This window comes from Sessilibacter corallicola, from assembly GCF_021290925.1.
In the GTDB taxonomy this organism is placed as follows: domain Bacteria; phylum Pseudomonadota; class Gammaproteobacteria; order Pseudomonadales; family Cellvibrionaceae; genus Sessilibacter; species Sessilibacter corallicola.
The window spans coordinates 58,419-79,912 of sequence record NZ_JAJSLX010000004.1; the positions used below are offsets into that span (position 1 = coordinate 58,419).

Here is a 21,494-nt window from a genome sequence, read left to right on the forward strand (position 1 = left end):
TTCATTGTTATGAGAATTTCAACCACTCAAGCATTTACCGGCGGTGTAAACAGCATTCAGGATATTTATGCTGAGTTATTGCGAACACAAGAACAAATCAGTACTGGTAAAGAGGTACTGTCGCCCTCAGACGATCCCGTAGCGGCAACTCGTATCTTAAATTTGCAAGAAGACAACGCGCTTCTGTCTCGCTTTCGATCCAATATTACCTTGGCGTCAAACAGTTTGTTCGAACAAGAAGCGTTACTAAATTCGACATTAATTGCGGTTCAGCGTTTGGAAGAACTCGCTATTCAAGCCGGTGATGGCGCTTTGAGTAATGTTGATAGAGTTGCTATTGGTTTAGAAACGCAGCAAATTTACGAACAGTTGGTCGATATTGCTAACAGCCAAAACGCACGTGGTGAATTTTTATTTGCTGGAAGCCAAGCACAACAGCAACCTTTTTTAGTTCAACCCGATGGCAGCGTTAATTACGCGGGTGACGAAAATGTTCGTGCAGTAGAAATTGCCGGTGGCAGTTTTGTTTCTATTCGCGACAGCGGCCATGAAATTTTTCAGAATATCGATAATACCCAGCGCGTTGTCACGAGTTCCAGCAATGAAGCCATCGCCCGAATTGGCGCTGGTGCTTTGGTGGATGACGATGCCTTCGACAATTACTTTGATTTATACGCAGCGCTGCCAGCACCGCAAACAACCACACTTACATTGACCGATAATCGCGATGCAACCGATCTAAATTTTCCCAATGTTCCTCTCAATTACAGTTTGGAATATTCGCCCCCTGATGGCTCAGGGCCCATCGCCATTACCAATTTTAATTTGGTGAATGAAAACAGCGTTGATTCCGACGGGTTTTTGGAAATTCAAGTGGACTTAAGCGCAGAGTTCGGACAAACGTTTTCATTGTATTTGCCGACGGATGAAAATGGTTTTGTCGTCGGTGCCGGTGATCCCGATGGGGCCGGTGCTACCGTTGGTGAACAAACGCAGTTTTTTATTGAGCGGCAAGAAACTCAAGGGTTATTAAATACAGCGTTTGAACTCACACAATTATTAAATGCGCCCGCAGATGAATCGTCAGCCAATCAAAATCTTTCTGATCGACTGGGCCGAATTTTATCGAATTTAGATTCGGCGGGCAGAAATATCGATAACGTTTCTGCCAGTATTGGTGCGCGATTAAATTTACTGGAATCCACCGATACACTGCACGAAGATTCCGAACTGTTCAATGCCGAAGCGCTATCGACCATTGAAGACCTAGACTTCGTAAGAGCGCTCAGCGATTTAAGTTTGCAACAAACCGTGCTTGAAGCGGCGCAAGCGAGTTATGTGCAAGTAACGCGATTAAGTTTGTTTGATCGCTTATAAACAGTGAATTAAAAATATAATTACAACAGTTTTTTAGACGCTAATTTTAGCGGTCTCTTGTAAATAGGACTCTTATAAACAAGATTCTTATAAAAAACAATCCGTTGCCCAGTCATTAAAGTTTTTTCCGTTTCTGCCGATGCAAAACGACAGAACGAAAGCGGTACTTGCGCGTAGGCTTTATAAACGCGTTTACTCTAATAAGCTATGATGGTGGTAATTATGATCCCTTTGATGATTCCAGATTTACCCACAACCGATGATATTATTCCTTGGTTGCATCAAATTGATCAAAATAAGTGGTATTCCAACTACGGTCCGTTGTCGAAACAGTTCGAGCGTGAAATTGTTGAATTACTAGAAGCGGAAAATTCTGGCGCGCTAGCCTCTGGCATGGTGTCCACGTCTTCAGGTACTTCGGCGTTAGAAGTGGCGTTAAGCGCGTATCGCTTGCGCCCTGGATCCAAAGTATTATTGCCGTCGCTGACCTTTCCGGCAACCGCAACGGCGGTTATTCGCTGCGGTTTAATTCCGGTATTTACTGATGTCGATCCAAATTCCTGGGTGTTAACACCAGACATTGCTGAAAGCGTAATAAAAAAATGCGACGCCGACGTCGTGATTCCCGTATCTGCTTACGGCGTTAAAATTCCCGAAAAACCTTGGCAGCAATTTGCTCACAAACACCAATGCAAAGTGCTTATCGATGCGGCCGGTGCGTTTCCTGGGCAAGTGGCAATGGAAGGCGTTGATGTTACCTACAGTTTTCATGCAACAAAATGTTTGGGTATTGGTGAAGGCGGGGGCATCGTCTCTGTTAACAACGCCTTTTTGGATTGCTGCCGTGAAGTGACTAATTTCGGTTTTTCCCAAGGTACCATTCATACCTCGGGCATTAACGCCAAACTCAGCGAATATCACGCGGCCGTTGGTTTGTGCCAAATCAGACGTTTTAAATCCACTATGCTGAAACGCATTAAATTGCGCAATAAATACGTGGCTGGGTTTTCTCAAAGCGACAATACCGTGGTATTTCAAGAGGGCAAAACCGCAATTTCACCGACGTTATTTGTTGTTTCTGTACCGAATAAAGCCAGCGCTTGTGTAAAACGTTTAACGGAGCAGGGCATTGGTGTACGGCAATGGTATTGTCCGCCGTTGCATCGTCACAAGGCGTTTGCCAGTTATTTACGTAATTTGTCATTAAAATACGGCGAGTTATCGATCAGTGATTACTTGGGCGAGTCTTTGGTGGGTTTACCGTTTCATCCATTTTTAACCGACGCGCAAATTACGACCGTTGTAAACGCCGTGATTGAGGTGGCCAACAATAAACAAAATAACAATAAACAAGCTGCACCAACACGAGCGTTTATATAAATCGGGTGTTAATTTATAGGTTCTGGCGCAGCTTTCTGAAAAAAATGCGTACTAAAAAATAGTGCATTTGGAAAAATGCAGTTGAATAAAAAAACCTCTGATCAAGTCGTAAAACTCAATCAGAGGTTTTTGAAAACTTTTAAAATAAAAAGTTTAAAGAGACGTCAGCAATTACAGCTTAAACTCAGACCAAACCGGGCAGTGATCAGACGGTTTCTCCATGCCACGAACATCGTAATCCACACCTGTGTCGGTACAGGCTTCTAGGAGCGAGTCCGTCACTAGAATATGGTCAATACGCAGGCCGCGTTTAGGCTCTCTCTCAAAGCCTTTTGAGCGGTAATCAAACCAGCTGAAGATTTGATTCTCATCGGGGTTTAAATGTCTGAAGGTATCGGTCAAGCCCCAGCTTTTAAGTGTTTCTAACCATTCACGTTCTTCGGGTAAAAAGCTGCACTTTTTAGTGCGTAACCAACGCTTGCGATTATCGTCGCCAATACCGATGTCAGAATCTTCCGGAGAAATATTCAAATCACCCATAACAATCACTTTTTGCTCGGGTTTGTATTCCTGAGCCAATAAGTCGGTTAGGTTTTTATAAAAGTCGCGTTTGTTTGGGTATTTGGTGGGGTGGTCTTGGCTTTCGCCCTGCGGAAAATAACCGTTAGCGACCACAATTTCTTGGCCGTTAACGTTGTAAGTTCCAAGCACTAACCGGCGCTGAGATTCGTCGGTATCACTGGCAAAGCCTTTCTGAAAAGACACAGGCTCAGACTTTGACAGTAAGGCAACGCCGTAGTGAGTTTTTTGGCCGTGAAAAATCGCGTGATAACCTAGCTCTTTAATGGCCTCAAGCGGAAAATCTTTGTCTTGTACTTTTGTTTCTTGCAGCCCGATAAACTCGGGCTGGTGGGTATTTATAATGGCTTCTAGCTGATGTAATCGAATTCTTAAGCTATTAACGTTGAATGATACTACTTTCATTGAAAACCGTTTCCAAAATTATCGGTTGCTGCTGTTTTGTTTCGGCTTCGTAGTGTAATGAAATCGGCAAGAATTTGCCCGCTCTCTTTTAGCAGAGCGTCATCGGTATTAATTTCAACGCTGGCAACAGCTTCTTCATTTTCTTTGGAATCGTGGTCTTTTAGATCGTCAAAGGTTTTAAACGGCTCTTCGCCTTTGGCCACACGGCGTTTGTTTTCCAGCTCTAGCAATGTGTTTTCTCGATCTTTCTTCTCTTGCTTGCGTTGTTTGATGTTCAACGACAACTCTTTTTGGTCTCGGTTTTCCTGAGCCAAATCGTAAGAATCGGCAATAAAGTTAAGATCTGGATCTTGATCGATTCTAGAGTTGTGTTGCTCTTTCAAAATGGGCAGCAACTGAGAGAAATTGATGTACTTATCGTGGCGCACTGGGTGAATTTGGTCCCACTCTAATGCGGTTTCATAGGTGCTCTCACCAACTTCGTCTGGGTCAATCACCTGCGGCAACATAATGTCTGGAATCACACCACGGTGCTGTGTGCTGTCACCAGAAACGCGATAGAACTTAGATTCGGTAATCTTTAGCTGACCTTCGTGAACGCGAGTCAGAGTTTGTACCGTGCCTTTACCAAACGATTGTGTACCGACAATCAAGCCGCGGTTGTAGTCTTGAATGGCACCGGCAAAAATTTCAGAAGCACTGGCGCTCAAACGGTTGATCATTACCACAAGTGGGCCGCGATAGGTTGCCTTGCGACGGCTGCGATTGCGGCGAGAAATCTCTTGGCTGGTTTCACGAATTTGAACCACTGGACCAACGTCGATAAACAAATCGGTTAATGCCGTAGCTTCTGTGAGTGAACCGCCGCCGTTGTTGCGCAAATCAAGAATGATGCCGTCAACATTTTCTGCTTCTAGCTCTTTCAATAACCGACGCACGTCGTTGGTGGTGCTTTTGTAATCCGGTTCTCTGCGACGATAGCCTTCAAAATCCAGGTAGAACGCAGGAATATCGATGATGCCAAATCGGTAGGCGCTGCCGTCTTTATCTTTCACATCAAGAATGGCTTTTTTGGCGCCTTGTTCTTCCAATTTAACCTTATTACGCTTAATGGTAATGGTTTTGGTGTCGCTCTCGGTGGAGGCTTCCGAGGGAATCACTTGCAAGCGAACAGTTGAACCTTTCGGGCCGCGAATCAAGTCGACAACTTCGTCTAAGCGCCAGCCGATTACATCAACCAGCTCGCCACTTTTACCTTGGCCAACAGCAATAATCTTATCGGCGGCTTTCAGTTCACCTTGCTTATCGGCCGGGCCTGCAGTGACAATGCGAACCACTTTTGTGAACTCGTCTTCGTTTTGCAATACCGCACCAATACCTTCCAACGAAAGCGACATATTAATGTTGAAGTTTTCTTCGGTGCGCGGTGAGAAGTAGCTGGTGTGTGGGTCGTAAAGCTCAGCCAGTGAGTTCACTAGGGTTTCAAACACATCTTCTTGATTTTGCTGATTGATGCGCTTGAGTTGATTGGAAAATCGGCGAACGAGGGTTTCTTTGGCTTCTTCTTCTGTTTTACCGGCAAGAACCAAGTTCAGCGTGGAAGACTTTAAGCGTTTGCGCCAGTATTCATCGGCTTCTTTCTTGTTTTTCAACCAAGGCGTGTTTTCATCGCGATCCAACTCAATGGCTTCGTCTTTACCAAAATCGAACTGAGTTTCTGGGTTTTCTAAGATGGCGACCAGCTTATTCAGTCGGTCCGTTACGCGGTCACGGTAGGTGTTGTATATTTCGTAGCCAGGAGTAATGTTGCCGCGCTTGAGGTGATCATCAATTTTGGTTTCGTATTTTGAGAACTGTTTGATGTCTGAGGCAAGAAAGAACGCTCTGGAAGGGTCAAGATTATCGAGCAGGTTATCGTAGTAGTTCATCGACAGCTCATCGTTCACCGGCTGGGTGCGATAATGCTTGTTGGAAAGCGTGTCGACAATCTCAAAAAGGGTTCGTGATTGCGCTTTAGAGATTTCTATTTGATCTGTTTTGGCCCAAGAAATTGATGTTGGGACACTGATTAAAACGAACGCTGCCGCTTTGAAGATTCGATGCATATTAAAATAACCTGTCCTGTTCTTGCGAACCAATAATCTTAAGAACCTATACCCTTAAGTTAGATAAGCTCAAACTACTCATTGTTGCTAGCTGGTGTCAACCGCCTTTCACCAAAACCGTTTAAATACTCAGCTAATGAATGTGGTAATAATGATTATAAAAGACCACGGATTAGCGATAGTCGTTCCATAATTTGCTTTTTCTTAGGCAAGAATCCCTGACTCAGCCGTCAAATGCTCAACCTAACCTCAAACTGGGCGTTACAAAGCGCATTTCTATCAATTCAGAAAACCGGAGCAAATAGCGGATAAGTGGTTTTTAGTGTAGTTGAACCGAGCCGCATCTGCCTTCAACGGCACACAACGGACCATTGAAGTGGCGTTAGAATCAACTGAGAATTAATCGTTATTGATTGTATATTCAATGACCAAAAGCCCATATTTACACGAATGAGTGTGATAGTGTGTTGATTATGAATGGATAGATAACCACGGTATAAATAGGTATTAGGCAATGTTTTGGAATGAATTTCTTCTTGGTTTGGCAATTATTGTTGTTTATTGGATTCTAAGAAAAAATCTTCACGTGTTGGTTGAACGTATTGGCCTACAAAAGCGTATTGAAAATAAACGTATAAAGTACGTCAATGCGGTTTTACAATTTGTCGTAACCGTATTGTTGTTCATTTGTTTGGGACTGATTATTGGCCTTGGCTACAGCGACGTCAGTATATTTTTGGGGTCGGTGATTGCTGTAATTGGCGTGGCATTATTTGCGCAGTGGTCAATTTTGAGTAACGTTACGGCCAGCGTAATTGTCTTTTTCTTTTTTCCGTATCGCGTGGGCGATTACATTAAAGTTTACGACGGCGATGATTCCGTTGAAGGCGAAGTGCACGAGATTTCTTTGTTTCACGTGATTTTAGATACCAACGACGGCAACCTTGTCACTTACCCAAATACCTTGGTGTTTCAAAAAACCGTAAAAATCTATCGCAACCGAGCCACGCAAGAAACAAGTAAACAAAAAGAACCCGCCGATCAGCAAGACACCCGGCCCGATGCCAAAACCACTGATTAAATCACCGCTAAGTTATTAGGCGAAATGAATGCAAGGACCTTTGGCGGCGTTCGCGTCTTCTATATCGTGAGTTACTAAAACACAAGGTAATTTTGCGGTTTGTATTTTCTCAAAGACGAGCGCCCGAATTTCTGCCCGCAGTTGGCTGTCGAGTTTTGAAAAAGGCTCATCCAACAACACAGCTTTTGGTTCAGAAAGTAATAAGCGGGCCAGTGCGATTCTCGATTGCTGGCCGCCCGATAACGTCGCTGGATCGCGTTTGTTAAAACCGCCTAAACCCACAGATTCTAAAATTGCATTCACTTTGCCTTTGCGATTTTTTTTATTTTTATCCAGCGCGAATAATAAATTGCCTTCGACCGATAAATGCGGATACAACAACGGGTCTTGAAACAACAAACCAATGTTACGTTTTTCTGGCGGTAATCGAGTGATATCTAATCGATTTAAAATCACTTGTCCGTGTGCTGAAAACTCTTCCGGTAAAAAACCTGCAATGTACGCCAACAGCGTTGATTTACCCGAGCCCGACGGCCCCATTACCGTCATCACTTCGCCTGCTTTTATTTCCTCGTTAAAATAAATGAGTGGCTGATTGCCTAATTTAATCTCTATATTGTTGAGTTCCAGCGTATTCTTATTCATCTCTAACAGTCATTCTGTGTTGGCTTGTGAACACCAAAATTTTGCAATTCAGTGTATTACGCGAGTCTGGACCTGTTAACACTAATACATTCAAAAATTTAATGATTAATCATTGATGTTTATAGGTTTGTAGCTCAAGACCGTATAAATTTCCAATTTGGCATTGATTCTGCGTAGCTCAGAAAATTCCATTTAAATTCATCCTTCTTATTTTTAGCGTTAGCGAAATAAGAGCAGTGAACTGCTGTGACGTAATATCCATTCTTAACAACCAGCCACCCTTAACAACAATCGATGCTTACCGACAATGTACGTATTTCTATGCAATTATCGGCCTAATTTTATTTTTAATTAACGTTCAAAATAACAAGAACAGTATTCGCTAATTTTGATTAAGTATCATTATTCAAACTCAGTCACATTCGAATCTTCACATATGGCAAACAGAATGTTTTAATGTAACATTTAGGTGCAAGCAAACCCCTTAATGGCGGCCAAGAGTAATTTGAATGGATCAGTCTAATCTCCCGAATATTGAAGAAAAAAGCTTCAAATCAATCGAACAAGACAAGCTTTTCGTAACCGATAGAAGCATTCATAAACCCAGAATTTTGCTGTTATACGGATCATTGCGCGATCGCTCATTCAGCCGATTGGCCGTAGCCGAATCTGCAAAAATTCTTGAAGAGCTGGATGCAGAAGTCAAAATTTATCACCCAAACGGATTGCCATTACCCGACGACGTCGACGACAGTCACCCAAAAGTACAAGAACTGCGCGAGCTAGTGACTTGGTCTGAAGGCATGGTGTGGTGCAGCCCAGAGCGTCACGGATCAATGACCAGCGTTATGAAAGCCCAAATTGATTGGATTCCTCTCGCCTTAGGTAGCGTTCGACCAACACAAGGTAAAACCTTAGCCTTAATGCAAGTGAGCGGCGGTTCGCAATCATTCAATGCGTTAAACCAAATGCGCATTCTAGGGCGTTGGATGCGTTTATTCACCATTCCCAACCAATCCTCAATTGCTAAAGCCTGGTTAGAATTTGACGACGAAGACAATATGAAACCCTCGTCTTTTTACGACCGTGTAGTTGACGTGATGGAAGAGCTGATTAAATTCACCTTAGTATTGCGTGACAACAAAGATTATTTAGTTGACCGATATTCTGAACGTAAAGAGTCCGCAGAAGAATCTTCAAAAAGAGTAGGAGCGTCGCGAGCCAGTTAATTTTTCTGGTTAATTCCGCTTTTATTTTATCTTTTATAAAAACAAAAAGCCTTAACGAATGTTTAGTTGCATTTATTGGGGCTTTTTTTATGCCTGTGTTTTTTAGTTTAAAAATAGCGAGAGGTATTTATAAGTGATACTTATTTTGGTTTGATAGAGTAAAAATTACGTATTTAAATCAGTGTTAATAAATGCTGAATTTTGTCACCGAATTTTTTGTTCAAGCAAAAGATGATGATATTACTTTTAAAGTTAAAATAATAAGAATTTACCTGCCGAAAAGTTATAAGTGCTAACGTTTACTCAAGCTAGAGTTTAATTTCTTAGATTTTACAAACCTGATAATTTAGTCAGCTGTTAATAAAATTGAAATGATTAATGTTTCTAAAACATAGAAAATGATGAATGTCTAAGCGTTGCCATGTAACCAGAAAAAATACTGTATTTTATTGTGTTTATTTTCCCAAGTTAGAGTGGAAAAATGATTTTTGTGCCAGGTGTAGAAGCTTTAATGTGATTTATGAAGTTTGCTGAGTTGGTGTGACGGATTGAGGCGCAGAATGATCGTGTAAATTACAGGCCATTTTAATGGTGGTAACTAGGTTTCGACTGCGTTTGTTGTAGGTTGTTTTCCAAAACTTTGGTGGTTGATTGTGATAGTGACTCGTTAAAAAAGGTGAGAGGATAGTGGAATTTTATATACTGTTTGGTGTTATTGTTGCTGCTGGGTGTATTTTCTTGGTCCTTACAAAGAGAAAAAATCAGGAAGAATTGAATTCCATAAAAGTTAAGCTTTCAGCAAATGAAAAGTCAGTGAGTGAAGATCCAGTAATTGAAAAAACTCCTGCTGCCGTTGTGCACGAGAAGAAAATGTTTCTCGCAACTGAGAATGAGAAAAAACTATATTTTGCGTTGCAAAAAGTATTAAACAATAAATATATTGTCCACTGTCAAGTGCCTTTGATATCAGTTGTAGTGCCTGTTGAGTCTAAAAATAACTGTAGATCATGGGCTAAAAGAGTTGATTTTGTTGTTACGGACAAAGCTACAAAAATATTGGCCGTGATCGAGCTTGATGATTCTTCTCACAATTCGGAGAAAGCGCAGAAGCGTGATCTATACGTAAATGAAGCTTTAAAAGGTCACCATCCTCTAATCAGGCTTAATACTGAGAAATTTTATGATCCAAAAATCATAGCTAAAAAGTTATATGAAGAAGCAGGTATAGAAAGTACATATTGTTATGGGAAAGTCTCTGTATGATGATGTTTTTGGTTTTTCTCTAAATGTTTTTGAATGTGTTGTTAGAAGGAAAAGTTAAATGGAAGTTTCTGTATTAATTTCATTGGTGATCATATTTTTACCGTGGGTTTTATTTGTAATATATAAAAGAAAAAATAAAAAACTAAAAAAGCAACATATTCATATGAAGGAGCAGTTAAATGAAAAGTTATCTGAGCTAAATGAAATTAAGGAAAAGTACAGCTCAATTATCGATTTAGAAAAGTATTGTAAAGAAGTTGAGGATGAGGCCCAAGAGCGTTCCGAATCATTGAAGGATGAAGCCGAAAAAATTATAGCGAAAGCAGAGCTTGAGGCTGATGATATAGTATTGAAAGCTAAAAGCGTAAAATCTGAAGCACTCTTGAAGGTCAATGCTTTAAAAGAGAAGGCTGAAACCATGAAGATGGAAGCACGAAAAGAGGCTGCTAAAGTAATTTCATTTGCTGAAAAGAAAGCTAAGGAAATTGCAGGTGATGCTTACGAAGCAAAAGAGAAAGCAGATTTGTATGAAAATGCGATTAGAGCAATGCGCAATACTATAGAAGGCTATAAAGATGACTACATCATTCCGAATCACTCAGTATTAGATGATCTTGCAGACGAATACAGCCACAAAGAAGCTGGCGAGAAGTTGAAGGCTTGTCGAAAGCGTATGCGAATGATCGTTAAAGATGGGCATGCTGGAGATTGTGATTACGTGGAAGCGCACAGAAAAACTCAAGCTATACATTTTGCTGTTGATGCATTCAATGGCAAGGTAGATAGTGCGCTGTCTAAGGTCAAGCACGACAACTATGGAAAAATAAAACAAGAAATAATCGATGCTTATGCCCTAGTAAATCACAATGGCAAACCGTTTCGGAATGCAAGAATTAACCAAGAATTCCTAGATTTAAGGTTGGTTGAGCTCGAATGGGCGGTAAGAGTAATTGAGTTAAAAAATATCGAAAGGCAAGAACAGTCTGAAATTAAAGCTCGAATTCGTGAAGAGGAGCGTGCAATTCGCGAGATGGAAAAAGCGCGTAAAGACGCTGAAAAAGAGGAGCGTTTGATTCAGAAAGCTCTTGAAAAAGCGCGTGCAGAGCTTGTAAAAGCATCTGATGAACAGAAAGAAAAATATGAAGCACAATTAATCGAGCTGGAAACTAAATTACATGAAGCCGAGGAAAAAGGCCAAAGGGCTTTATCTATGGCACAGCAAACACGTCGGGGTCACGTATATGTAATTAGTAATGTGGGAAGTTTTGGTGAGAAAATATTCAAAATTGGTATGACTAGGAGATTGGAACCGATGGACCGTGTTAAAGAATTAGGTGATGCTTCAGTACCATTTTCATTTGATGTGCATGCAATGATTTACAGTGAAAATGCTCCCGAGTTAGAAAAACTGTTACACCATAAATTTTACCATCAGTCCGTAAATAAAGTTAATCCACGCAAGGAGTTTTTCAAAACAACTCTTTCAGAGATCAAACAAGCAGTAGAAAAAACAGATACAGAAAAGGTTCATTGGACTTTAAAGGCGGAAGCAGCTGAGTACAGAGAAAGCTTGGCTATAGAGAAGGAACAACAAAAGGAGGCTGTGGCTTAATTTCAGACTGTTGTTTTAGAGATGTATATTTTTTCCCTTTAGAAACTGAGGTTTAAATGTCAAATATTTTAATAAAGTCTAAAGAAGAACAAAAGGAAGTCGAATTGCTCCTATCAAAAGACCTACCTTCATACAGACAAGCATACAGTGACAGATCTGCCTGGGTGATGGCTTGTATGTCTGAATTAGCCTATGTTCGTTTTAATCCATTATTCAAAGGTGTGAATACGAATGAAGTTATACAAAAAATTTCTGAGCTTGATGTAGGATCTTCCGCTTTATCAAAATTACAGGGTTTGTTAAGTACTTTCTCGTATGATCATGTTGAAGAAAGAAAGTCTCTTGAGTTTGAGTTGAAGCAATTAGACTTTAAATTATTTCAAACTTTTGATAGTGAAGGTACGCAAGCAATATTAGTGGAAAACGATAAGCATGTGATTCTGGCTTTTAGAGGAACAGAATCTAACAGTATTAAAGATATAAAATCCGATGCGAAAGCAATTTCCAAGAAAGATGCCAGTGGTGGAAAAATTCATAGTGGGTTCGAAGAGGCTTATCAAAAGGTAGCTTTTGATATAGAGATTGCACTTGATTCACAGGCTTTGAGAAAAAAGCCATTATTTATTACTGGGCACAGTTTAGGGGGCGCTTTAGCGACCATCGCTGCCAAGAAAATTAATCATAAAGCTGGAATTGCGGCTTGTTACACGTTTGGTTCTCCTAGAGTCGGCGATGAAATTTGGATTTCAGATATTAAAACCCCTTTATATAGGTTGGTTAATGCTGCCGATTGCGTAACCATGTTACCACCTAGTTCAGAGCTAATAACTGTATTTGGATGGCTTTTAAGTTTAATACCGAATATTGGTAAGCAACTTAGGTCATGGGTTTTGGATAGATTTAATGGATATATTCACGGTGGAAATATGAGGTATCTCACTAATTGTGCAAATAGCGACTACCAAAATGTTAAATTACTGTATTCTGTGAGTTGGTTCCATAGAGCAAAAGCTCTTATTATTAAAAAGCTTCCGTGGAAAAAAATGTTAGCAGATCATTCGATAAGCGTTTATAGAAAAAAGTTGTTGATAGTGGCGCAAGCCAGAAATAAGTCTGACTAGCAGCCTAATATTATGTTATAGCTACCTCGCTCTAGATAAATTCTTCTAATAGTTCTTAAGGTAACACAATGTGGGTAAAGGAAACCAAAGCAGGCCTTTGAAGTAAAATTAACGGATTATCGAGTGTTTGTAAGGTTGGCTTAAGTGAGAGTGTTGTAAAGTCTTTGATGGTTCCAACGATGGTTTATTATCAATTCTAAAGCCCTTGCATTTGTTCTTCTTCACCACTTTCAATCGGTAATCAATTCAAGCACTCAAACCCGACAGTTTCATGGTAAATTATCGCCCAAAGACCTCGATCTACGGAAGAGCTATGAAACAAAACATCATTCACATCACATTGGTCGTAAAAGATTACGATGAAGCAATTGATTTTTACGTAAATAAATTGCGGTTCGAACTGATTGAAGACACGTATCAACCTGAGCAAGATAAGCGCTGGGTTGTTGTTGCACCACCAAATTCTCATGGAGCAACGCTTTTGCTTGCGAAAGCTTCAAAGCCTGAGCAGGTTGATTTTGTTGGTAACCAAGCCGGTGGGCGTGTGTTCTTATTTCTCAATACTGATGATTTTTGGCGAGATTACGAGTACATGAATTCCGTTGGTGTTAAATTTATTCGTGAGCCATCCAAGCAAGATTACGGTATGGTTGCGGTTTTCGAAGATCTGTATGGAAACCGATGGGATTTGTTGCAGTTAAACCCTGACCACCCAATGGTAAAAAGATAAATACACTAGATACTCAATTCCTCTATTTTGACGCTTTCACATATTGAAGATTGTAGAATTTTGAAGTACAGCTTCTTGATGATATTAATAGTAACTTTATTGAATTCAAAGAACAGTTTGTAAAAACTGTATAGTTGTGTACTTAATTTATGTAGCTGTATTTTTCAGATTAACCAAGTGCGGTGAGACATATTCCACCGTGCCTGAAAAACAAGTATAAGGATTGAAGATGGAGTTGGGGGTGCTGTTCAAATTATTAATGCTATTTGTATGGTTCTGTATTGTTGCTTTATCCGCCAGAAAATTTTTCCAAGGCAGAGCAAGTGTTAATTGGCCAACAACAGTTGCCTCAGTGAGTTCTTCTGAAATTTTGGAAAAAAACGATGGAAATGGACTAACTTTTTATTCTCCTATTATTAAGTATCAATATTTCGTAAATGATGCGGTTTACCAGGGTGCAACTTTCACATTTATGGGTACTTTTGGCGTAACTAGATACCATGCGGAAAAATATATACCTATGTATCCGTCGGGTAGTAAATTTAACGTGTACTATAATCCTAAGAGCCCGAATATCTCAGTGATTATTCCCGGCGTGCATTGGGGGCAATATTTGAGTGTGGCTGTTATAACTCTTGTGTTTTTTGGTTTGGCTCGTATCGTAGAGATTCTAAGTCTCTTTTGAGCGGGTTATATATAATAAGTATTTATCTAGTCGCAGAAGTAAATCGTGTGTATTTAGAAATTATTGAAATATTTGGAATTAACGAAGAAAATCAAATTAATGATGAGTTCATTGAATCTCACGCTGATCCTATGTGGGAGATAACCGATTTCGAACCAATCAAGTACTTGCCTTCTTATATGGTATGGTGCGTACGCAACGGTAATAGAGATGGTAACTTGGTATGTGCAGGCACTATAAATGCTATCGCAGAATCAGGGCGATCGAGAAGCCCGAATATTACCCATTTAAATTTTAAATATCGTTGCACAGAACAGCAGAAGCTAATCGTTACAAGGTTTCTAATTTGGTGCCTTTATAACTTAAGTTACGAAGACGAAAATCAGATTAAACGCTCAATTAAGCAATGTTATAGCAGCTAACAAGCCTATGATCTATTATATTAAGCCCGTATATTTAATTGGTTGAAGTTCTAGGAAAGTAATTGATGAAACAGATTCCACTAAACAAAGAAGCTTATTCTGACAGTTCTAAGAGATCTGTTGGTTTCGAGTTCCTTGGAGAGTTTTATCGAGATATTCATTATCAGTGTAAGAGATGTGCAAAAAGCGAAATTTTCACCGCAGAAGATCAAAAATACGCTTATGAAATAAAAAAGAAATATATGTGGCAACAACGGTTCTTGTGTAATAAATGTCACACTGAAATGGTGGCTATTAAAAGCGAGTTGCAAAAGATGGAGAAATACTATTGTAATAATAAAGAGCAGTCCCTTAAAGATCGAGAATTTTTGCTTAAATGGCTTAGGCTTCTTAAGAAGTATCCAACTTGTTGGAAAAAGAGTAACTCTAATAGAGTAAAGTTTATAGAAAAAGCACTAGGTTTGAGCTAGAGGGTTACTATATGAAAAGTTGACTGTCCATGCTTACACTGAATTTTACCCTTGTCATATCAGATCTCGAAATAGTTTTGATTTTATTCATAGAGTTATAATCAAAAATTTCGATATTTCTCCCCTTAGATAAACTAAAGTATTAAGTGTTCTGTTGTGCTAGAAGATTATGCTTTTTATTTAGGTAACTATTCTTATTTTGGTTTTCTCCAATTCTAATGTACAGATTAATTCCTTTCTCAATGCTGCCAATTTCATGGTAAATTATCGTTAAATTTCTGTAGTGGTGTTTAATACATGCTCAATTAGATGAATTGAAAAATGTATTGGCGCTTCTGATTATTCGTGTTGTAGGCATTATCATGAATACAAAAATAATGTACATAGAAATAAAGTTGGATGGTTTGAGGGGAGAAGGTCGAATTGCTCGTGTCACAACGTCTAAATCAGGTAAAACTATCTACTATGGCCGAAGGACTCTTGTACCAACAGCGGGATCTCCGTTAAAGGCTAATTTTTATGATGAAAGCACCTTTGAAGATTTTTGGGTTTCTAACCCTAAGAAGGATGGCTCAGATTCTCTATTTCCAGCGAAGATAACTATTGATGAAGATGTGAGAGAAAAATACTGGTTAGAAATACGAAATCAACCGAATAATATTCTAAAGTCATCATACCGTTCTCCTGGAAAATCAAAAGCTGAACGAGAGAAGTTAGAAAAAGGTTTACGGCGTCGACAAATGGATAATGGCTGGTTATCTAATTGAGGGTAGGAGTGTCTACATCGATTATGACGTCATCTCGATAGAGGATATAAAATTTTTATTAATCTTAATTCTATTGAAATGAGATTGAATAAAAAATGACGCTGCAGTGCATATTCTATTTATTCAAGTAGCACGGTAGCCAAGTGGCTACCGCAAGTCTAAACCACACAACAAGGTTATAGGTTTCAACCTTGTTGTAATGTTATTGCAATTATTACTTATTCTGTTGGAACAAGAGTAAAGCTGTCGTTGGGCACTACTGGTAATACGATGCTTGATGGGTACCAGCGGTTGTTTTCAACGGTTAACCAAGTGGGTAATAGTTGCAATAAACCTTCTGCGCCAAAAATAGTTCCTTGTGGCAAATTGCTCGGTCCAACAGCCACTCGCAATCGGTGTCCTTTTTTAATAACGGCGCTGGTTGGTTGAATTTCAATTGGGAATTTCGCGGTTATGTTGGGTATCACGACTGATTCATCAGATTCGCTAAACGTGTGCCAAGGCTGAATAGTTTCTCCATTGAGTGTGCGGCTGCGTGAATTATCGGTAGCGCGATGTTTCATATTGATTAGGCCATTGGTGATCGGTGTTACTGTGCCGTTTGGTGCTACGTCATCAACACGTACTGATACCAAGCCAGCAAAGTTAGTTGTTGAGGCATAAACATCGGCTTGGATAGGTCCGTTGATGGCGAAGTCTTCGTCCATCGGCGAGGTTTGATAAATCACGTTAAAGAATTTTTCGGTGAAGCTGTTATCTTCAAAACATTCCAATGGAATAAATCCGAGTATACCTAACGACCATTGCGCCGAGCTGATAGAACACAACCCACCCGCAGGAAATGCGTAAACGGTTTCGTCACCGCCAAAAAGACTGGCTTTGCTTTCTTTTAAGCCGCCAAACGGTTGGAAGTAAAGACGGGTTGCTTCAGCTTCTGGTACTGGCCAATCGGTGGATGTCGCCATTTGATCCAAGCCGACCATATATTGGGTTACCTGGGGAATGTCTTCAACGCGGGCGTCTATACCGCGCAAGTATTGATCGTACCACTGCAATTCGATGTGATTGGTTGGTGGTAAACCGAATGAACCGTTGGGGCTAACTGTGGTTAGAATCGCTTCGAAATGCGTTCCCGGTAAAATCATCAAACGGCTATCCACTTGGGTTTTTAATTGCTCATAAAGCATAGGTACGCCGCGCTGAAAGATGTCGTGAACGGCGCCCACTACAAATGTAGGTGCTTGCACCTGATCTAACCGAGCAATGGGCGATCGTGTTTCCCAAAATGGTCCGTCGTTGTTTAGTGCGTTATCTCCGAGCAATGCCTGGGTAAATATCGGCAATTGGAATTCCAAAAAGGAGTTCGCTAACACGTTGGCGACAACCGGAAAACCCGAGGCTGGATCTAAGATTAAATCCGGATTGGCTACACTTGCCAGGGTGGTTAAAGATAACCACGTAGAGATAAACAGCAAGTTACCAGCGCCACCGGTAAAGGCGGTATCGCGATAAGTATCAGCTGCGGGCACAATCGAAAATACCGCTTTAATCGCCGGGTGAGCGGTTTCCGCTGCAAACAGAGCCTGAATACCAAGATCGGAAATACCGCGCACGGCCAAGTCGCCGTTGGTCCAAGGTTGATCTAATATCCATTCAATGATTTGTTCGTAATCGCCCTGGCTCGATCCCCAGGCGTCCCAAACGCCGCTTGAGTTACCGGTGCCTCGGCCGTCAATCGAGATGGTGGCGTAACCACGCTTAACGAGGTAAGGGTCGGCCGCGCCAAGGACAATGCCCAAAGAGGGGCTTACCTCGCTGACGAGATTACCCAGAGTTACGTTGTAATCACTGATTACTAAAATGGTGGGAAATTCTTCGTCGATTGGATTGCCAAATTCGTCCGCTGGCAGAGTCACAAATGCCGCCAATTCAATGCCATCGTCTAAGACAATAGTATCCATCGGTAGACGAACTATATTGGGGTAATCTTCGGGGCGGTCGTAGTCTTGCCATGTGTCTGCGCCACTAGTGACGATTTGGTTGGGTTCGGCTAACTCGTTCCGAGTCCCGGATGTTGTCCAATTATTTGTAGCCAGTGCATCCTGCAGCGGCACAAGTGCCAAGGCGGCGCCGGCCAGAATAGAGCGTAGGTTTTTTAAACCAAACATAGAGCGTTCCTTTATTTTAATTTGTTGGAGTTGGGTCTAGCGTTTCGTTTAGGAGTAAAAGCCAGTTTTTATTTTTAATTATGATTAAGAGTGCTCGGGTATTTTTGTCATTGCTTTAATACATTCCGTCAGTTATTTAACCGCCTATCGTTGTTTCTCGATAACGTTTGGCAAAGCGATGCACTGCCTTGGCAATTAACATAAATTGCCGTGCTGCAATTGCCCGATAAATGATGTTTTTATGGGTGCTGATAACGCAATTTTCTAACAGACGTGACAGGTCCGGTGATCAATATCTTGATTACCTGAAACTATTTATGGTCAGTTAAATTGCATCAATGTGAAGGGCTTACCTCAGAGTACGAAACGCTATTATTAGAATTTTTGTGCGCGTTTTAGAGGCAAAACAAGCCTGATAAATTAGGATTATTCTAATTTAAAGGTCTATGAGCAGAGTCCGTAATTCAAGAATAGATGGCGCTGGATGTATAACTAATCAGTCAGCACAGCGAGTGATTGAATTTTTATGTCATTGTTAAAGTACTCCAATTTATTATATTTTTCGTTTTGATCAAGACCGATTCAATGTAACGAACCAGCACAGTTTCTTCGATGAAAACTGCGTTATTCGTGTGTTTTGGCGACCATCTTAATAACGTGATTGTTCGTTCTAACTGGCTTCAACTGCAATTTTAGAGATAAGCCAAAATTGCATAAGGTTAGCGTAAGACATTGTTGAGTCATTTATTGACAGAAGCCCAGGTGTTCAATTTTATACTTATTTAAAGGGGATTGTTTGATGCAAAAAACGGCAATGACATCTGCAGTTCAGCGGGAAGTACTGCATCCTATCTACATCGAGTTGTTGTTGCATTTAGCTCAAGATAAAGGCGTTAAACCTCACAAGCTTGTGTCTCCTAAGCTGGCTGATTCACTTAAATTTCGCCATAAACCGGCCACTTTTTTTCATTTGGTTGAACGTTTTATGGAGTTGTGCCCCGATAAATATCTGCCGGTCAATTTCGGTCGTCAGTCCGATCTCGCCGCGGCTGGAACCATTGGTTCTGCGGTAATGTCTGCGCCAACCGTGCGTGATGCCTTTGAGATTATTTGCCGTTTTTACCCACTTACGGGCATGTCTTACGATATTAACTATAAGCGAACCGCCAGTGAAACCATCGTTCAGATGGACATGTCCGACCCCGAAGTGCCATCGTCAGCGAGAAATTTCTTATTGGAATCCCTCGTACACAGTTGGGCAGGTTGTTACAAAATTTTGCGTGGTGAAGAAATTCGGATTAAATCGATTAGCTTTGATTTTCAGCCCACAACGCCGAGTGACTACTACAGAGAGCATTTTGGCGCTGAGGTGTTTGTCAGTACCGGCCGAAATATTGTCGTATTTGATAATTACCTTTTTGAACAAGCAAACCTAACTAAAAATTCCAGTGTTCATTCTCGCTTTGTTGCTCGTTGTGAAGCGGCACTGCAAAGGTATCGCGGAGGTGTGACCTGCTCGCAAATTGTACGTAGGTATCTTAAATCGGAAAATAATTTAACTTCAGCGATTTTGGCGTCCATTGCCAGTTCTATGAACATTTCCAGTCGTACACTCAATCGTCGCCTACAGGCAGAGAATTATAAATTTAGTCAGTTATTGCAAGAAGAGCGTCTTTCAAGAGCGTGCGAACTCCTAAAAACCAGCGCCATGACCACCGCCGAAATAGCCGAACAATTAGGTTATAGTGATGCCTCTAATTTTAGACGTGCCTTTAAAAAATGGGTGGGTTTTAGCCCGAGTGAATTTCGAGAAAAATCGCCGGAATTGTTGAATGGTATTTAATAGCAAGATAGAAAGTATTTGATCAAAACAAAAAATAGTAAGCGTTAATATTATAATACAAGAAAAAAGCCTGCCGGGTAGGATTCTTTACTCATCATAATTGAGAAATTACGACTGGGAAAGTAGTACTTTTATGAAAGAGCAATTAGGTGTTTAACAGTATAGAAGCTGGTAATGTTGCCAGCTTCTATACAATGACTGATTAATGCTTTTTCAAAAATTGCAGTAAATCTTTGTTTAATCTGTCTTTGTGTGTATCGGCTAATCCGTGTGGGGCACCCTTATAGATAATAAACGTTGAATCTTTCACGATGTTTGCAGCAGCTTGCCCTGAGGTTTCGATAGGAACAATTTGATCATCGTCACCGTGAATAATTAAAGTCGGTACATCGAATTTAGCCAAGTCTGGTCTCAGATCAGTTGCGGAGAATGCAGCGATAGAATCGTAAGTATTTTTGGCCCCGGCCATCATGCCTTGTCTCCAAAATGATTGAATCATACCTTCGGATTTTTCGCTCCCTTCCCGATTAAAACCAAAGAAGGGGCCTGACGCAATGTTTAAATAAAGCTGAGATCTATCGGCATTTGAGGCTGCTCGTAAGCCATCGAATACGCTTAACGGTACGCCTTTTGAATTGTCATCGGTTTTTAACATCAAAGGCGTTACGGCACTTATGAGTGCAACACGCTTAACATTTTCTGTGCCGTGCCTTCCAACGTAGCGTGCTACTTCGCCACCACCGGTTGAGAAACCGACCAAAGTAACTTCTTTTAGTTGCAGTGCATTAATGACTGCTGCCAGGTCATCAGCGTAATGATCCATATCATTGCCTTCCCAGGGTTGGCTTGAGCGACCGTGTCCACGACGGTCGTGCGCGATAACTCGATAACCGTGTTCTGCTAGAAATTGCATTTGCGATTCCCAGCTGTCGGAGCTGAGCGGCCAGCCGTGGCTGAAGGTAATTACTTCGCCATTTTTGGGTCCCCAATCTTTATAATAGATGTCGACGTTGTCTTTGGTGGTTATTGTACTTGCACTGCGATTGTACTCACCGGCGAAAACACTGGTTGATAAAAGTGAAAAAGCCACTGCGCCAGCGATTAGTATTTTTCGAGCTATACGGTTCATTCTAATTCTCCACGAAGTTTAAATTTGTTAAGCGTTATTCACTTAAAACCAAATGTACGTCGATGTTGTTGCGTGTTGCATTGGAATACGGACAAACAACATGAGCTTTTTCAATTAAATCTTTTGCTCGTTCTTTATCGATGCCAGGTAGAGTAATATTCAGGGTTACTTCTAGAGCGAATCCTGTAGGAATTGGACCGATACCAACATCTGCAGAAACATGGGCTGATTCCGGTAAGCTTAACTTTTCTTTTAATGCCACAAATTTCAGTGCACCTAAGAAGCAAGCGGAATAACCTGCTGCGAACAATTGTTCAGGGTTGGTTCCGTCGCCACCATTACCGCCCAGAGCTTTTGGTGTAGAAAGCTGTACTGATAAGGCTTTATCACTGGATTCAGACTTACCTTCACGACCTCCAGTAGAGGTAGCGTGCGCGATATACAAAATATTTTCTGGTTTCATAATTCAACTTTCCTCAATTA

18 protein-coding genes are annotated in these 21,494 nt (G+C 40.8%); 12 read left to right on the plus strand and 6 right to left on the minus strand.

Annotated elements, in window-relative coordinates:
- Positions 1–9: 9 nt before the first annotated feature.
- Positions 10–1,377 (plus strand): flagellar hook-associated protein FlgL, encoded by a 1,368-nt coding sequence (flgL, locus tag LU361_RS16900; protein WP_233090121.1) that lies wholly within the window; start codon positions 10–12, stop codon positions 1,375–1,377.
- Between the two features lie 222 nt (positions 1,378–1,599).
- The gene (locus tag LU361_RS16905) at positions 1,600–2,757 is read left to right on the plus strand and encodes a DegT/DnrJ/EryC1/StrS family aminotransferase (protein WP_233090122.1); all 1,158 of its coding nucleotides are present in this window, start codon (positions 1,600–1,602) and stop codon (positions 2,755–2,757) included.
- 171 nt (positions 2,758–2,928) lie between these two features.
- Here LU361_RS16905 and xthA read toward each other — a convergent pair whose 3' ends face one another.
- Together xthA and LU361_RS16915 are read right to left on the minus strand one after the other, a co-directional pair.
- Positions 2,929–3,741: an exodeoxyribonuclease III gene (xthA, locus tag LU361_RS16910; protein WP_233090123.1), complete on the minus strand. Its 813-nt coding sequence runs from the start codon at positions 3,739–3,741 to the stop codon at positions 2,929–2,931.
- Positions 3,738–5,846, minus strand: coding sequence for a carboxy terminal-processing peptidase (locus LU361_RS16915; RefSeq protein ID WP_233090125.1), 2,109 nt, complete (start codon positions 5,844–5,846; stop codon positions 3,738–3,740). Before LU361_RS16915 ends, xthA begins: the two co-directional genes overlap by 4 nt.
- A 514-nt stretch (positions 5,847–6,360) precedes the next feature.
- On the opposite strand from LU361_RS16915, the gene LU361_RS16920 reads away from it, so the two are divergent.
- The gene (locus tag LU361_RS16920) at positions 6,361–6,927 is read left to right on the plus strand and encodes a mechanosensitive ion channel family protein (protein WP_233090126.1); all 567 of its coding nucleotides are present in this window, start codon (positions 6,361–6,363) and stop codon (positions 6,925–6,927) included.
- A 15-nt stretch (positions 6,928–6,942) separates the two neighbouring features.
- Here LU361_RS16920 and LU361_RS16925 read toward each other — a convergent pair whose 3' ends face one another.
- Positions 6,943–7,572, minus strand: a complete 630-nt coding sequence (locus tag LU361_RS16925; protein ID WP_233090128.1) for an ATP-binding cassette domain-containing protein — start codon at positions 7,570–7,572, stop codon at positions 6,943–6,945.
- Between the two features lie 509 nt (positions 7,573–8,081).
- Here LU361_RS16925 and arsH point away from each other — a divergent pair.
- From arsH to LU361_RS16965, 8 genes are all read left to right on the plus strand, one after another.
- Positions 8,082–8,801 carry an arsenical resistance protein ArsH gene (gene arsH, locus LU361_RS16930; RefSeq protein ID WP_233090130.1) on the plus strand — a complete coding sequence of 240 codons (720 nt, stop codon included), beginning with the start codon at positions 8,082–8,084 and terminating at the stop codon, positions 8,799–8,801.
- A 687-nt stretch (positions 8,802–9,488) separates the two neighbouring features.
- Positions 9,489–10,064, plus strand: a complete 576-nt coding sequence (locus LU361_RS16935; protein WP_233090131.1) for a DUF2726 domain-containing protein — start codon at positions 9,489–9,491, stop codon at positions 10,062–10,064.
- A gap of 58 nt (positions 10,065–10,122) precedes the next feature.
- Entirely contained in the window at positions 10,123–11,676 is a 1,554-nt protein-coding gene (locus LU361_RS16940) for an SNIPE associated domain-containing protein (protein ID WP_233090133.1), read from the plus strand.
- A gap of 176 nt (positions 11,677–11,852) precedes the next feature.
- The gene (locus tag LU361_RS16945) at positions 11,853–12,797 is read left to right on the plus strand and encodes a lipase family protein (protein WP_233090135.1); all 945 of its coding nucleotides are present in this window, start codon (positions 11,853–11,855) and stop codon (positions 12,795–12,797) included.
- A gap of 313 nt (positions 12,798–13,110) precedes the next feature.
- Positions 13,111–13,527, plus strand: coding sequence for a VOC family protein (locus LU361_RS16950; protein ID WP_233090137.1), 417 nt, complete (start codon positions 13,111–13,113; stop codon positions 13,525–13,527).
- 229 nt (positions 13,528–13,756) lie between these two features.
- Positions 13,757–14,212, plus strand: a complete 456-nt coding sequence (locus LU361_RS16955; RefSeq protein WP_233090139.1) for a DUF3592 domain-containing protein — start codon at positions 13,757–13,759, stop codon at positions 14,210–14,212.
- 487 nt (positions 14,213–14,699) lie between these two features.
- Positions 14,700–15,104, plus strand: coding sequence for a zinc-ribbon domain containing protein (locus tag LU361_RS16960; protein ID WP_233090140.1), 405 nt, complete (start codon positions 14,700–14,702; stop codon positions 15,102–15,104).
- A 362-nt stretch (positions 15,105–15,466) separates the two neighbouring features.
- A complete protein-coding gene (locus LU361_RS16965) occupies positions 15,467–15,871 on the plus strand; it encodes a hypothetical protein (protein WP_233090141.1) in 405 nt (134 codons plus the stop codon).
- Between the two features lie 218 nt (positions 15,872–16,089).
- On the opposite strand, the gene LU361_RS16970 is transcribed toward LU361_RS16965, so the two are convergent.
- Positions 16,090–18,039 (minus strand): CocE/NonD family hydrolase, encoded by a 1,950-nt coding sequence (locus LU361_RS16970; RefSeq protein ID WP_233090143.1) that lies wholly within the window; start codon positions 18,037–18,039, stop codon positions 16,090–16,092.
- Between the two features lie 799 nt (positions 18,040–18,838).
- Between LU361_RS16970 and LU361_RS16975 the strand changes: the two genes are divergently transcribed.
- Complete coding sequence (locus LU361_RS16975; RefSeq protein ID WP_233090144.1) at positions 18,839–19,882, plus strand: AraC family transcriptional regulator; 1,044 nt, start codon at positions 18,839–18,841, stop codon at positions 19,880–19,882.
- Between the two features lie 202 nt (positions 19,883–20,084).
- On the opposite strand, the gene LU361_RS16980 is transcribed toward LU361_RS16975, so the two are convergent.
- Together LU361_RS16980 and LU361_RS16985 are read right to left on the minus strand one after the other, a co-directional pair.
- Positions 20,085–21,011: an alpha/beta fold hydrolase gene (locus LU361_RS16980; RefSeq protein ID WP_233090145.1), complete on the minus strand. Its 927-nt coding sequence runs from the start codon at positions 21,009–21,011 to the stop codon at positions 20,085–20,087.
- Positions 21,012–21,045: 34 nt separating this feature from the next.
- The gene (locus LU361_RS16985; protein ID WP_233090147.1) at positions 21,046–21,474 is read right to left on the minus strand and encodes an organic hydroperoxide resistance protein; all 429 of its coding nucleotides are present in this window, start codon (positions 21,472–21,474) and stop codon (positions 21,046–21,048) included.
- Positions 21,475–21,494: the final 20 nt, after the last annotated feature.